Genomic DNA, 13,521 nt, shown 5'->3' with positions numbered 1-13,521 from the left:
CCGTCTCGCCGAGCTACGGCGTGATTTAGTCGAGAGTTCGCGCGAGCCGTAAGGGCCGGTCGATGCCTATAGGGTCGCGCCGAAGCTTCAGCGAAGGCGGACCGGGCGCCCGCGAGACCCTGCGATCCGCGCGTTTTCTGTCATACCCGCGCAAGCGGGTATCCAATCCTGGGTCCCCGCTTTCGCGGGGACGACCGCTTCGCGGTCGCCTCACCGGGATCTCGCGGCCGGCCCGCATCCCGTCTCGCTCGCGTCTCGCGGTGCTTTCGGGTCTTGGCGAGCGGAAGGTTCGGCCATCACTCGCCCGCCGCCCGAACGGGCCCGCCGATGGCGTCGCTGGAAAGCGCTCGGCCGCAGATGCGGTCGAGACAGGAAAACGGCGCGGGCCGGGATTCCGGCCGGTCCCGGCCGTGATATAAAAGACCGAACGGACTAACGAAAGGGCTTGCTTTTCATGGCGTCTCCCGACCTCATCATGTATGACGAGGAATTCCAGCTGATCAAGGAGATCATCTCGCGTCTCCGGGTCGATGCGAATGCCAAAATCGTTTTTCTCGTCGACAAGAACGGCCAGCAGATCGCGGCCAACGGCGACCTCGAGTCGGTCGACACGACCTCGCTCGCGTCGCTGACGGCGGGCAACGTCGCCGCGACGGACGGTCTGGCGCGGCTGATCGGGGAGAAGGAGTTCTCGATCCTCTTCCACGAGGGGGAGAAGGACAACATCCACATCTCGATCGTCGGCCAGCGGGTCATCCTGGTCGTGATCTTCGACGACCGCTCGTCCCTCGGCCTCGTCCGCCTCCGTGTGCGCAAGGCGTCGATGGAGCTCGAGAAGGTCTTCCAGGACCTCCTGAAGAAGGTGGAGGTCGAGAAGGCGAACATCGCGAGCGGCTTCGAATCGCCGTTTGCGGAGATCACCGACGAGGACATCGACAACCTCTTCTCGGAGTAGAGCCCGACCGCCGATGACGTTCATCAACTACGCCGCCCGGGAAATCAACTGCAAGATCGTCTTCTACGGCCCCGGGCTCGGCGGCAAGACGACGAACCTCCAGTACATCTACGACCGCACGAACTCGAATTCGAAGGGGAAGCTGATCTCGCTCGCGACCGAGACGGACCGCACGCTCTTCTTCGACTTTCTCCCGCTCGACCTCGGGACGGTTCGGGGTTTCCGGACCCGCTTCCACCTCTACACCGTTCCGGGACAGGTCTTCTACGACGCGAGCCGGAAGCTGATCCTCAGGGGGGTGGATGGCGTCGTCTTCGTCGCCGACTCGCAGCGGGCGCGCGCGGAATCCAACGTCGAGGCGCTCCAGAATCTCGACAAGAACCTGAAGGAGCAGGGGTACGACCTCGCGATCATCCCGTACGTCCTGCAGTTCAACAAGCGCGACCTGCCGACCGCGATGGCGGCCGACGAGATGTACCAGCAGCTCAACATCAAGGGGGAGCCGACGTTCGAGGCCGTCGCCCCGCAGGGCGTCGGCGTGTTCGAGACGTTGAAAGCGGTGGCGAAGCTCGTACTGCTCGAGCTCAAGAAGAAATAGACAGCTGAGGTCGGGTTGGGCGGCGCGGCGATGCATCGAGCCGGGCGCGCGCGTGACCGTCGCGGGAGCGGGCTCGGGGGACGGGAGCGCGTGGCGGCGGCGCCGCTCGTCGAACGAGCGACTCGACCGCGCCGCCGCCACCGCCTTCGCCTGCGCTCCCGCTCCCGCATCGCGGAGCTTTCGTCTCGGTTACTTCGGGCGAAAGCTTTCCGCGATGCGGAGGGCCCCGAGGTGCAGGTCATTGAGCAATGCCGCCGCGGCCGGCCCGCATCCCGTCCGCCTTCGCCGAGGCTTCGGCGGATCGAAGCGAGGACACCGCCTTCCGAGCCAAGAAACGTCATTCGGCGATCGATCCGCCATAGCTCGTGAGAGCGACGGCGGACCGGGCTCGCGCCCCCCCACGCCTTGCAGGAAGGTGATCTTTTCCTGGCTTGCTTTCGGGCCCCGTCGGAGGACTCCGTCTTCCGGCAGGTCTCCCGCGCTCGACACGATGCGGGAGCGGTAGTCGTCCGCCGCGGCCTCGTGGGCGCCGCTCCTTCTGTCACCCTGAGCGAAGCGAAGGGTCTGCTCCCGATGAGGGTTTCCCGGGCGCCGAGTTAAGCGGCTCTGCCGCTTCAACTCGGCGCTGCCTACTTCGTCTTGCGGAGCTGCGGCCCGCGCCGGCGGCGCGCCAGCGGCAGGAGCCGCTGCGCCGAAACGCTCTCCGGCTTTGGCTCCGCCGCCCGCGCCCAGCGGCGCAGCCCGTCGAGACGGGCGAGCGCCGCGTCCCGGGCGATGCGGCCGAGAGCTCCCGCATCCATCCGGCGGCGCAGCCGGGCCGCCTCGTCCGCGAGCATCCGCTCGTAGGCGGCGAGCGCCTCCGGCGCCCCCTTGCCGAGCGCCCGCCCGATCGCGAGCCGGGAGAGGGTCTCATCGCGGAAAGACGGGATGCGCGGCGGCTCGGCGATCCAGCGGGCGAGCTCGCGCCGGCCGGCGACGGTCACCCGGTAGCGGTAGCTCGCCGGCCCGGCGGAGGGTCCGATCACCCGGCCGGAGAGGAACCCCGCCCGCTGGAGCCTCCCGAGCGCCGGGTAGATCTGGGAGAGCTCCGCCGTCCAGAGGGGCGCGAGCTCCGTGTCGATCCGTCTCTTGAGCGCGTATCCGGAGGAAGGACGATCGGCGACGAGGGCGAGAAGGATGTGGTTGAGCGACACGGTCAACTATATAACTGTTGATATAGCGTCGGCGCGGTGCGGCCTGAAAAAAGGACAAAAAAAGCGGGGCCCGAAGGCCCCGTATGAATCCGAGACAATGGCTTAATTACTTCTTCTTGCTGGACTTCTTGGCAGTCGCCTTCTTCTTGGGAGCAGCCTTCTTCTTCGTGGCCATCTCTTCACCTCCCTCCCGGTAGTCGATTGACACTCCGGTTCGTGGGTGCTATGTTGGCCCTCCTGGTTGGGAAGGGGCGTAACACCTGCGAACTGTCACTACCGTCGTTCTGTAGGAACATCCGCTCCTGAAAATCGCCGGAGGGCTAGATCCCCTTCGGCGATTTCATTTTAAGTCTTTTTATACCGGACGCAAGAAATATTTCTTGATTTTCGAAAAATCTTTTCGCAGGGAGCTCCCGCGATGAAGCAGAAAATTTCTCTCGCGCACTCGCCCGATTCCGACGACGCCTTCATGTTCTACGCGCTCGCGGAGGGGAAGGTCGATGACCGCGGATTCGACTTCGTTCACGAGCTCTCCGACATCGAGACGCTCAACCAGCGGACGCGCCGCGGCGAGCTCGACGTCTCCGCCATCTCGTTCCACGCGTATCCCGACGTCGCGGACCGTTACGCGCTCCTGCCGCACGGCGCTTCCTTCGGGGATGGGTACGGGCCCGTCGTCGTGGCGGCCCGGCCGCTCGCTCCGGCGGACCTCGACGGAGTCGTCGTCGGGATCCCGGGGGAGAAGACTTCCGCGGCGCTCGCGCTCCAGCTCTGGCGCCCGGGCACTCGAACGACGCTCGTGCCCTTCGACCAGATCCTCCCCCGGGTCCGCGCCGGGGAGCTCGCGGCCGGCGTGATCATCCACGAGGGCCAGCTGACGTACGCCGAAGAGGGGCTCCACGCGGTCGTCGATCTCGGCGCCTGGTGGCTCGCCGAAACGGGCCTTCCGCTGCCGCTCGGGGGGAACGTCATCCGCAAGGCGCTCGGGCCCGGGACGGTCCGCGCGGTCTCCGACGTCCTCGGCGAGTCGATCGCCTACGGCCTCTCCCACCGGGAAGAGGCGCTGACGTACGCCATGCGATTCGCGCGCGACCTCGACCGTGACAAGGCGGACCGGTTCGTCGGGATGTACGTCAACGACTGGACCCGGGGCTACGGGGAGAAGGGCCGGCGCGCGATCGAGCTCTTCCTCGGGCGCGCGGCCGCAGCAGGGCTCGTCCCTTCCGTCCGGGTCGAGTTCGCCGGGGAGGGTTCCTGAAGAAGGCGGTCGCCGCGATCCACTTCGCTGCGCTTGCCGTCGCGTTTGCCGCCCCGATCGCCTTCACGGCCGCGGTCGCGCCGGCGGTGCTCCGGCTCGCTCCGGACCCCCGTTCCGCCGGGGCGCTGATCTCGGCGATCCTCCGCTCGGTCTGCCGCCTCCTCGAGATCTCGTTCGCGATTCTCTTCTTCACCACGGGGCGGATCGCCCCCGCGGCGCGCTCCCGCGGCAACGCCCTGCTCCGCCGCGTCCCGGCGCTCGGTTTCGTCGCGGCGCTCGCGATCGGGACGGTCGTGATCCCGGTGATGGAGCGGATCCGGCTGCACCCGGAGAGCGATCCCGGACGCGTTCTCTTCGCCCGCTACCACGGGATCTCGACGCTCTTTTTCGCGATCGCCTTCCTGTGCGCGCTCTTCCTCCTGGTCGGAACCGCGCTCGGCAGCGGGCGCGAGCCGGCGGAGGAGGTGCCGACGATCGTTCCGTCGGCGCGCTGAGGGGAGAGCTCCGCGACCCGGGAGCGGGAGCGTTGGCGAAGGGGATGGCGCCGGGCGCGGTCGAGTCGCTAATCCGACGAGCCGCGGCGGCGCCACGCGCTCCCGTTCCCCGAGCCGGCTCCCGCGACGGTCCGGGGACGGGCCTCGTTCCCCTCCCAGCGGTAGAACCCCTCGCCCGCCTTCTTCCCGGTCTTTCCTTCGGCGACCATCTCGCGAAGGAGCGCCGGCGCCCGGAATCGCTCCTCGGACAGCTCCCGGGCGAGCGCGTCCGCGATCGCCAGCCGCACGTCGAGCCCGACGAGGTCCGAAGTCTTGAGCGGTCCCATCGCGTGCCCGTAGCCCGCCTCCATGGCGCGATCGATGTCGGCCGGGGAGGCGACCCCTTCCTCCACCATCCGGATCGCCTCGAGGCCGAGCGCGACCCCGAGCCGCGACGTGGCAAAGCCCGGCGAGTCCCGCACCTCGATCGATTCCTTTCCCAGCGAGGCGACGAAGGCCCGGGCGGCAACAATCGTCTCCGGCGTGGTCTCCGGGCCGACGACGATTTCGACGAGCGGCATCGCGAGCGGAGGGTTGAAGAAGTGGATGCCGATCACGCGGCCGGGCCGCCGCGTCGACCCGGCGATCTTCGCGATCGAGAGCGAGGACGTGTTCGTGGCGAGGACGGCGTCCGGCGCGGTCCGGTCGAGCTCCGAGAAGATCGCTCGCTTGACGTCGAGCGACTCGGGCGCCGCCTCGACGACGAGATCGGCGGCCCGCGCGGCTTCCTCGACCGACGCCACGGGGCGGAGGCGGCCGAGCGCCGCCCGCAGCTCGGCGTCGGTCATCTTCCCGCGGGCGCGCGCCTTCTCGAGGAGAGCGGCGACGGCCGCGGGAGCCGAGGCGACCGCGGCGGGCACCGGATCGTGGATCGACGTCTCGTACCCGCGCGAGGCGCAGAGAGCGGCGATGCCGCGGCCCATCGTGCCGGCACCGACGACGAGAACGCTCCGGATTTCGGGCGGCGAGCTGTCCGACGGCATCGGGCCGCGATTATAGCCGTCGGACTCCAACGCCCCGCCGTTGTCATGAGGGTCTGGCTCACGACGGCGAGACGGCGGACACGAAACGCCGGAGCTGTAAAACGACCGCTATGGTCCTTTCCGGACGAGGGCCGGCGTATAGAACGACGGGCCCCGCACGTTCTCATCCAGCCGGAGGCGGTGGAGAATCGGAGGGAAGGCGCGCTGCTCGCAGTCCATCCGGTCGCAGAGCCGGCAGGTCACGCCGATCGGGACGGCCGCCTGGAGATGCGTCAGGTCGAGGCCGTCGGAATAGACGAGATCGCGAGCATGACTGGCCTCGCAGCCCAGCGAGACCGCCAGCAGCGTGTGCGGCGCGCCATAGCCGCCGTGGTCCTTCCGGATCGTCCGGGAAACGCAGAGGTAGGTCGCGCCGTCCGGCATCCGGGAGAGCTGCGTGCGGATCATGCCCGGCGTCATGAAGGCCGCGTGAACGTTCCACTTCGGACAGAGACCCGAGAAGCGTGCGAACCGGATCCCGGAGGCCGAAAAGCGCTTCGAGATGTTGCCGGCGATGTCCACCCGGATGAAGTGGAAGGGGACTCCCTCGTCGCCGGGACGCTGGAGGGTCGTCACCCGGTGGCAGACCTGCTCGAAGCTCGTCCGGAACCGGTGCCCGAGGAGCTCGACGTCATAGCGCAGCTCTCGGGCCGACGCGGCGAAGGGCGCGTACGGCATGAGGAGCGCGCCCGCGAAGTAGTTGGCGAGCGCGATCCGGGCGAGGGAGACCGATTCCGGGCTCGTCAGGTGCTCGCGCGAGAGGATTCGGTCGAAGAGCGGCGACAGCGTGAGGAGCCCGATCTGGTGGGCGACCTGGAAGTTGCGGCTGCGCGGCGGCAGGATCTCCGAGACGAAGAGGAGCCGGTCCTTCGCGTCGTAGCGGCGCAGGGGGCCGTCCCGCGCCTCGCGGGGGGAGATCACGACGCGGACCCCGCGTTCGCTCGCGAGCCACCGCAGCAGGCCCGGGTAGAGGTCCGACGTCTCGAGCCCGGCCTCGCGGGAGAGGGCTTCGGCGGCGGTCTCGATCTCCGGAAAGTGGTTCGCGTTCCTCTGGATGACGTCCGACACCTCTTCGGAGGGGAGCCGGGCGGCGTCGGTCCCGAGCGGCCGGTCGCCGTCGGAGGCGGCCGCCGCAAGCGCCTCGCGGGCCTCGAGGGAGTCGCGGTAGGCGTGATAGAGCGCGATCACCGCGCGCGCAGCGGCCGGGTTGCCGGCGAGCTCGCGAAGATCGATGGTCGTCACGTCGTGCTCCTCGAAGAGCGGATCGCCGAAGACCTCCTGGAGATCGGAGGCGGTGCGCGATTCGTCGTCGGCCGCGAAGCTCGCGAGATCGATGGAGAACGTGCGCGCGAGCCGCAGCAGGAGGGGCGCCGTGAGCGGGCGATGGTTGTTCTCGATGAGGTTGAGGTAGCTCGGGGAGATCCCGAGCGTTCGCGCGAGCTCCACTTGCGTGAGGCGCCGCCGGCGTCGCAGGGCTCGCACGCGCGCGCCGAGACGCGTCCCGCTCGTCATCGCGATTTACTGCGTGACACCGCCGCCTTTACAAACGCTGACGCCGCCACACGCGCCCGCCGCCGATTCGGGCGTCCGGGGCACTGCTCTTGCTCCTTCCGCTCCGCATGGAAAAGATCGGCGCGTTTCGCCCGTCGTCGGACATCGAGATCCGAGGCACCTTCGTCCCGGGCCAGGAGGAGGTCCTCGCGCCCGACGCGCTCTCGTTCCTCGCGAAACTGTGCCGCCAATTCGAGAGTCGCCGACAAGAGCTCCTCCGACGGAGAAGGGATCTCCAGGAGCGTCTCCATGCGGGAGCCGTGCCAGCTTTCCCGCCGGAGACCGGCACCATCCGCAAGGGAGACTGGCGCGTCGCCGACATCCCGCGGGACCTGGTCGACCGCCGCGTCGAAATCACCGGACCGGTCGACCGCAAGATGATCATCAACGCGCTCAACTCCGGCGCCAACGTCTTCATGGCCGACTTCGAGGACTCGAACTCGCCCACGTGGAGGAACGTCGTCGAAGGGCAACGCAACCTGCGGGAGGCCGTCGCGGGGACGATCGCGTTCACGGCCGAGGGGGGAAAGGAATACCGTCTCCTCCCGCGCACGGCGACGCTGATGGTCCGGCCGCGGGGATGGCATCTCGACGAGGCGCACGTCAGGGTCGACGGCGCACCGGTCTCGGCGGCGCTCTTCGACTTCGCCCTCTTCTTTTTTCACAACGCCCGGGCTCTCGTCGCGAAGGGGAGCGGGCCTTACTTCTACCTGGCCAAGATGGAGAGCCACCTGGAGGCGCGGCTCTGGAACGACGTGTTCGTCGCCGCTCAGGCCGAGCTCGGGCTTCCGATCGGGACGATTCGCGCGACGGTGCTGATCGAGACGATCCTCGCCGCCTTCGAGATGGACGAGATCCTCTTCGAGCTGCGGGAGCACTCGGCCGGTCTCAACTGCGGGCGCTGGGACTACATCTTCAGCTTCATCAAAAAATTCTCCGCCGATCCGTTCCGGGTCCTCCCCGAGCGGGGGCGCCTGACGATGGACCGGTTGTTCCTCAAAGCCTATTCCGAGCGGCTCGTCCAGGTCTGTCACCGACGCGGAATCCATGCGATGGGCGGGATGGCGGCGCAGATCCCGATCAAGGGGGATCCGTTCGCGCACGAGCGCGCGATCCGCAAGGTCGTCGACGACAAGGTGCGAGAGGTCCGCGCCGGCCACGACGGGACGTGGGTCGCCCATCCCGGGCTCGTCCCGGTTGCGCGCGGCGTGTTCGACCGAGAGATGGCGGGACCCAACCAGATCGGCCACCCGGGGACGGACGAGACGATCGGGGCCTCCGATCTGCTGGCGGTACCGAACGGGCCGATCACGGCGGCCGGCTTCGCCCGGAACGTCGAGGTGGCGATCGTTTATCTCGAGTCGTGGCTGCGGGGACGCGGCTGCGTTCCGATCGCGAACCTGATGGAGGATGCCGCGACTGCGGAGATCTGCCGGGCCCAGGTGTGGCAATGGCTGCGGCACCGGGCGCTCCTGGTGGACGGGAGAGCCGTCGACCGCGACCTTTACGAGAAGACGCGGCAGCGCGTCGTCGCCGGGCTCCGCGAATCGCTCGATGGTCCGGGGAGCCGCCTCGACCGCGCGATCGCTCTGTTCGACCGCCTGGTCATCTCCCGGGAATTCCCCGATTTCCTGACGGAGCCGGCCTATGCCGAGCTCCTGCGTATCGAGAAGGAGGACGCCGATGTGGAACGACGCGCGGACGCTCGCGAAAGAATGGGAGAACGAACGGCGCTGGCAGGGCATCGAGCGGCCGTATGAGGCGAGCGACGTCGTTCGCCTGAGGGGATCCGTCGAGGTCCGTCATTCCCTCGCCGAGATGGGCGCCGAGCGCCTGTGGCGCCTCCTCCACACCGAGGATTTCGTCGCGGCGCTCGGAGCGCTCACCGGCAACCAGGCGATGCAGCAGGTGCGCGCGGGGCTGAAGGCGATCTACCTCTCGGGCTGGCAGGTCGCGGCCGACGCCAACCTCGCGGGACACATGTACCCGGATCAGAGCCTCTACCCGTGCACGAGCGTCCCCGAGGTCATCCGGCGCATCAACCGGGCGCTCCAGCGCGCGGACCAGATCCACCACGCCGAGGGAAAGAACGGAATCCACTGGTTTGCGCCGATCGTCGCCGACGCCGAGGCGGGTTTCGGCGGCGCGCTCAACGCCTTCGAGCTCATGAAGGCGATGATCGAGGCGGGCGCCGCGGGCGTCCACTTCGAGGACCAGCTCGCCTCCGAGAAGAAGTGCGGCCACATGGGGGGAAAGGTGCTCGTCTCGACCTCGGCCTTCCTTCGGACGCTCGTCGCGGCGCGGCTGGCGGCCGACGTCCTCGGCGTTCCAACCCTGATCGTCGCCCGCACGGACGCCAACGGGGCGAAGCTCGTGACGACGGACGTCGACGATCGCGACCGGATGTTCCTCACGGGCGAACGAACGGCGGAGGGCTTTTTCCGGATGAAGGGGGGGCTGGAGGTCGCGATTTCCCGCGCCCTGTCGTACGCGCCGTACGCGGACATCCTCTGGTGCGAGACGTCGGAGCCGAGTCTCGCCGAGGCGCGGCGCTTCGCGGAGGCCGTGCATTCCGAGTTCCCGGGCAAGCTCCTGGCGTACAACTGCTCGCCCTCGTTCAACTGGGGCCAGAAGCTCGACGCCGGGACGATCGGAAGGTTCCAGCGGGAGCTCGCCACGATGGGATACCGGTTCCAGTTCGTGACGCTCGCGGGCTTCCACGCGCTCAACCACAGCATGTTCGAGCTCGCGCGCACGTACCGCGAGGAGGGGATGACCGCGTACACCCGCCTCCAGCAGGCGGAGTTCGCGAGCGAGGCCTTCGGCTACTCCGCCACGCGCCACCAGCGGGAGGTGGGGACGGGCTACTTCGACGAGGTCGCCACGGTGATCGCGTCGGGGAAGATCTCGACGGCGGCCTTGGAGGGCTCGACGGAGGCGGAGCAGTTCGGAGGCACCGCCGCGTAAGCCGGCGCGGCGATGCATCGAGCCGGGCGTGCGCGCTCGCCCGACCCGCGGGCTCAACGTACGCCCTTTGGTACGCCTTGCCCGCGGGCCGGACAATCGCATCCCGCCGGGCTCGCGCCTCGCCGTGCTTTCGGGGTTTGACGAGCTGGAATCGCGAAAGGCTTTGTGCATCGCGGACCGGGCGCTTCGGCCGCGAAAAGACCGCGCTCCGCCTCTCCCGCGGGAGAGGTCGACCGCGGTCAGGCGGATCGGGTCGAGGAGCTCACCCGAACAGCTTCTTCGCGTTCGAGTAGAGGATCTTCTCCTTCGCCGCGTCCGAGAGCGGCAGCGCGCGGAAGGCGGCGACGTTGGCGGACGGCGAGACGATCCCGGGTGACGGCCAGTCGGTCCCCCACAGCGTCTTGCCCGCGACCTCCTCGAGCCGCGGCAGGTGCTCGAGGAGCTTCTTCGGCGGGATGCCGGAGAGCTCGAGGCGGACGTTGGGGTGCCGGCGCGCGAGGAAGAACGCCGTCTCGCCGTAGAGAGGCCTCCCCGAATGCGCGAGGACGATCGGAAGGTTCGGGAAATCGACGGCGACGTCGTCGATCGCCATCGGGTCGGCGAAGCGGTTGCGCGCGGACGGGAACGTCGACGTTCCCGTGTGGATCATGACGGGGACGCGAGCTTCCTCGGCCGCGCGGTAGATCCCGGCGAGCATCTCGTTGCGCCCGAGGTAGTCGTTGGGCGAGAAGAGCTGGTGGGGCGGATGGAGCTTGATCATGCGGATCCCCGAGTCGAACAGCCGCCGCGTGTCGCCGTAGGCGTCTTTCGAGAAGCGGGGATGCACGGAGCCGACCGCGATCAGGCGATCACGGTGATCTCGGCAGTAGCGGACGATCCACGCGTTGACGTTCTCCGAAAGGCCGAGGGTGTCGGGCGCGACATAGTTGATGAGGCAGCCGGCCTCGATCTCCTGCTCGTCGAAGAAACGGAGCAACTCGTCCGGCGATCGCTCGATTCGGGAGTACCGCTCCAGATCCCGGCGGCCGCTCTCGATGAACGTCCTCGATTCGGCGTTGAACTCGTCGTGCGGCTGAACGTGCAGGTGAGCGTCGATGACCGGCATCGGATGACAGTTTAGCAACGTTGGTTTGCCGCATCGTTGAAGCGGTCGCGGCACGCCGCGCCGCTTAACTCGCGGCAAGCGACGATGGCGACCGGGTCGTCTGATTCACCGATCGAAGAGCGAAAATGCGAGGCATCACCCTGTTGGCATGATCGTGAGGCGCGGCCAGATGGGTTGGAAGACGCGTTCGGAGCACCCGGCCGGCGGGTGAGGCGTACCGGGGCGTACGTTGATCCCGCCGGCGGGTGCTACGGACGCGTATAACGGCCCGTATGGTCCGCGCCTTGCTCTAGCCGGCGGCTTCCTTGGTAATGGCCCTGCCGATCACGAGCCTCTGAATCTGGTTGGTCCCCTCGTAGATCTGCGTGATCTTGGCGTCGCGCATGTACTTCTCGATCGGGTAGTCCTTGCAGTAGCCGTAGCCGCCGAAGAGCTGAACCGCGTTGGTCGTGACCTCCATCGCGACGTCGGTCGCGAAGACCTTGCACATCGCGGAGTACTTGCTGAAGCCCTTGACCCCGCCGTCGATCGCGGAGGCCGCGGCGTAGATCAGCTGGCGCGCGGCCTCGATCCGTGTGGCCATGTCGGCGAGCATCCACTGGACTCCCTGGAACGACGCGACGGATTGCCCGAACTGCTGGCGGTCGCGCGTGTAGCGGATCGCGAGGTCGAGCGCGCCCTGGGCCAGGCCGAGGGCCTGCGCCGCGACGGCCGGGCGCGCGCGGTCGAGCGTCATCATGGCGTTGGCGAAGCCGCCCCCTTCCTTCCCTCCGAGGATCTGCCGCTCGGGGATGGAGCAGTTCTCGAAATGCAGCTCGTGGACCGGCACGCACCGGATCCCCATGAGATCTTCCTTCTTCCCGATTCGGAAGCCCGGATGGCCTTTCTCGACGAGGAACGCGGTGATGCCGCGCGACCCGCGCTCCGGGTTCGTCGAAGCGTAGACCGTGTAGAGCGAGGCGGCGTTGCCGTTCGTGTTCCACTTCTTCTCGCCGTTGACGAGATACGAGCCGTCCGGCTGCCGCTCGGCGCGGCAGGAGAGCGACCCGGCGTCGGAGCCCGACTTCTTCTCCGAGAGCCCGAAGGCGATCAACTTCTCGCCCGCGGCGATCTTCGGGAGCCACTCGTGCTTCTGCTCCTCCGTCCCGCCGAGGATGATCGGGAACGAACCGAGGGAGTTGACGGCGTAGAGCACGCCGAAGCCGCCGCAGACCTTGGAGAGCTCCTCGACGACGAGGCAGAGGTTCAGCACGCCGCCGCCGGCTCCGCCGTATTCCTTCGGAATCCAGACCTTGAACAGGTCGTACTTCTTCAGTCCCTCGACGGCGGACCACGGATACTCGGCCGTGCGGTCCCATTCGGCGGCATGCGGCGCGACGTACTTCTCGGCGCACTCCTTCGCGCGCTCGATCCAGTCGCGATTCTCGGGCGAGAGCATTTCTCGGATCATGCGATCAAATCCTTTCGACGGAAGAGCCGGGGTAGGATACCGAAATTCCGCAGGAGGAAGAAGATGCCGCTTCCGCTCGCTTTCACGTTCGGCCGCGTCTACGGCTGCGCGTCGCTCCTCGTGCTCGTCCTCGACATCTACGCGATCCTCCAGATCGTCGAGAGCGGCCGATCGACCGCGCGCAAGGTGCTGTGGATCCTCCTGGTCGTGTTCTTTCCGCTGGGGGGGGCTTTGCTCTGGCTCCTCTTCAGTCGCAAGTAGGCGGCGCGGACCATACGCGTCGTTATACGGGACGCGGGCGGCCGGCCGGCGGGCGCAACGTACGCCTCGGTACGCCTTGCCCGCCGGCCCGGCCGCCCGCGCGCGTCTTCCAACACGTCTGGCCGCGCCTTGATGTCAATTCACTGAGAATCCCTGCGGGGCAACGGCGCAACTCTTCAACCGAGGATTGCAAGTCAGTTGACGATTCGGTGATGCGCGAAGACGCGCCAGCTGTCAGCACGGCAACGTCACAGGTTCGGGCCCTTCGCATCGCGGAAAGCTTTCGCCCGAAGTAACCGAGGCGAAAGCTCCGCGATGCGGGAGCGGGAGCGTAGGCGAAGGGGGTGGCCGCCTCGGCGGTCGAGTCGCTCGTTCGACGAACCGCCGGGCCGCCACGCGCTCTCGTCCCCCGAGCCAGCTCCCGCGACGGTTAGGCGTACCGAGGCGTACGTTGCGCCCGCCGGCCGGCCACCCGCGTCCCGTATAACGACGCGTATGGTCCGCGCCGCCTACTTGCGACCGAAGAGGAGCCAGAGCAAAGCCCCCCCCAGCGGAAAGAACACGACCAGGAGGATCCACAGCACCTTGCGCGCGGTCGATCGGCCGCTCTCGACGATCTGGAGGATCG

12 protein-coding genes and 1 pseudogene are annotated in these 13,521 nt (G+C 68.0%); 7 read left to right on the top strand and 6 right to left on the bottom strand.

All coding sequences use genetic code 11. The features are described from left to right. The first annotated feature begins 454 nt into the window (after positions 1-454). Together VKH46_01140 and VKH46_01135 are read left to right on the top strand one after the other, a co-directional pair. Entirely contained in the window at positions 455-955 is a 501-nt protein-coding gene (locus VKH46_01140; GenBank protein ID HKB69416.1) for a roadblock/LC7 domain-containing protein, read from the top strand. A 13-nt stretch (positions 956-968) separates the two neighbouring features. Next, positions 969-1,553 (top strand): GTPase domain-containing protein, encoded by a 585-nt coding sequence (locus VKH46_01135; GenBank protein HKB69415.1) that lies wholly within the window; start codon positions 969-971, stop codon positions 1,551-1,553. A 629-nt stretch (positions 1,554-2,182) separates the two neighbouring features. Here VKH46_01135 and VKH46_01130 read toward each other — a convergent pair. Next, a complete protein-coding gene (locus VKH46_01130; protein ID HKB69414.1) occupies positions 2,183-2,746 on the bottom strand; it encodes a PadR family transcriptional regulator in 564 nt (187 codons plus the stop codon). 418 nt (positions 2,747-3,164) lie between these two features. Between VKH46_01130 and VKH46_01125 the strand changes: the two genes are divergently transcribed. Both VKH46_01125 and VKH46_01120 read left to right on the top strand, forming a co-directional pair. Then, positions 3,165-4,004, top strand: a complete 840-nt coding sequence (locus VKH46_01125) for an MqnA/MqnD/SBP family protein (GenBank protein ID HKB69413.1) — start codon at positions 3,165-3,167, stop codon at positions 4,002-4,004. Between the two features lie 86 nt (positions 4,005-4,090). Next, positions 4,091-4,498: a hypothetical protein gene (locus VKH46_01120; GenBank protein ID HKB69412.1), complete on the top strand. Its 408-nt coding sequence runs from the start codon at positions 4,091-4,093 to the stop codon at positions 4,496-4,498. A gap of 68 nt (positions 4,499-4,566) precedes the next feature. On the opposite strand, the gene VKH46_01115 is transcribed toward VKH46_01120, so the two are convergent. Further along, positions 4,567-5,520 carry a 3-hydroxyacyl-CoA dehydrogenase family protein gene (locus tag VKH46_01115; protein HKB69411.1) on the bottom strand — a complete coding sequence of 318 codons (954 nt, stop codon included), beginning with the start codon at positions 5,518-5,520 and terminating at the stop codon, positions 4,567-4,569. A 108-nt stretch (positions 5,521-5,628) separates the two neighbouring features. Next, complete coding sequence (locus VKH46_01110; GenBank protein ID HKB69410.1) at positions 5,629-7,071, bottom strand: short-chain fatty acyl-CoA regulator family protein; 1,443 nt, start codon at positions 7,069-7,071, stop codon at positions 5,629-5,631. 107 nt (positions 7,072-7,178) lie between these two features. On the opposite strand from VKH46_01110, the pseudogene aceB reads away from it, so the two are divergent. Together aceB and aceA are read left to right on the top strand one after the other, a co-directional pair. Then, positions 7,179-8,783, top strand: a pseudogene (gene aceB, locus VKH46_01105) (malate synthase A). Positions 8,784-8,793: 10 nt separating this feature from the next. Continuing rightward, on the top strand, positions 8,794-10,077 hold the full coding sequence (gene aceA, locus VKH46_01100) for an isocitrate lyase (GenBank protein HKB69409.1): 1,284 nt from the start codon (positions 8,794-8,796) through the stop codon (positions 10,075-10,077). A 262-nt stretch (positions 10,078-10,339) separates the two neighbouring features. On the opposite strand, the gene VKH46_01095 is transcribed toward aceA, so the two are convergent. After that, entirely contained in the window at positions 10,340-11,182 is an 843-nt protein-coding gene (locus tag VKH46_01095) for an amidohydrolase family protein (protein HKB69408.1), read from the bottom strand. Positions 11,183-11,471: 289 nt separating this feature from the next. After that, positions 11,472-12,632 (bottom strand): acyl-CoA dehydrogenase family protein, encoded by a 1,161-nt coding sequence (locus VKH46_01090; protein HKB69407.1) that lies wholly within the window; start codon positions 12,630-12,632, stop codon positions 11,472-11,474. Between the two features lie 63 nt (positions 12,633-12,695). Here VKH46_01090 and VKH46_01085 point away from each other — a divergent pair, with 63 nt between their 5' ends. Then, entirely contained in the window at positions 12,696-12,893 is a 198-nt protein-coding gene (locus VKH46_01085) for a PLD nuclease N-terminal domain-containing protein (protein HKB69406.1), read from the top strand. Between the two features lie 509 nt (positions 12,894-13,402). On the opposite strand, the gene VKH46_01080 is transcribed toward VKH46_01085, so the two are convergent. After that, positions 13,403-13,510: a PLD nuclease N-terminal domain-containing protein gene (locus tag VKH46_01080; protein ID HKB69405.1), complete on the bottom strand. Its 108-nt coding sequence runs from the start codon at positions 13,508-13,510 to the stop codon at positions 13,403-13,405. Between the last annotated feature and the right edge of the window lie 11 nt (positions 13,511-13,521).

The sequence above is a fragment of the Thermoanaerobaculia bacterium genome (assembly GCA_035260525.1).
Classification (GTDB): Bacteria; Acidobacteriota; Thermoanaerobaculia; order UBA5066; family DATFVB01; genus DATFVB01.
The sequence above is the reverse complement of the archived record's forward strand: the minus strand, read 5'-3'. Positions and strand labels throughout refer to the sequence as shown.

Coding starts and splice junctions, on each gene's coding strand:
- VKH46_01110 (HKB69410.1), bottom strand. CDS start 7,071: ATGACGAGCGGGACGCGTCTCGGCGCGCGCGTGCGAGCCCTGCGACGC.
- VKH46_01115 (HKB69411.1), bottom strand. CDS start 5,520: ATGCCGTCGGACAGCTCGCCGCCCGAAATCCGGAGCGTTCTCGTCGTC.
- aceA (HKB69409.1), top strand. CDS start 8,794: ATGTGGAACGACGCGCGGACGCTCGCGAAAGAATGGGAGAACGAACGG.
- VKH46_01135 (HKB69415.1), top strand. CDS start 969: ATGACGTTCATCAACTACGCCGCCCGGGAAATCAACTGCAAGATCGTC.
- VKH46_01085 (HKB69406.1), top strand. CDS start 12,696: ATGCCGCTTCCGCTCGCTTTCACGTTCGGCCGCGTCTACGGCTGCGCG.
- VKH46_01125 (HKB69413.1), top strand. CDS start 3,165: ATGAAGCAGAAAATTTCTCTCGCGCACTCGCCCGATTCCGACGACGCC.
- VKH46_01095 (HKB69408.1), bottom strand. CDS start 11,182: ATGCCGGTCATCGACGCTCACCTGCACGTTCAGCCGCACGACGAGTTC.
- VKH46_01090 (HKB69407.1), bottom strand. CDS start 12,632: ATGATCCGAGAAATGCTCTCGCCCGAGAATCGCGACTGGATCGAGCGC.
- VKH46_01140 (HKB69416.1), top strand. CDS start 455: ATGGCGTCTCCCGACCTCATCATGTATGACGAGGAATTCCAGCTGATC.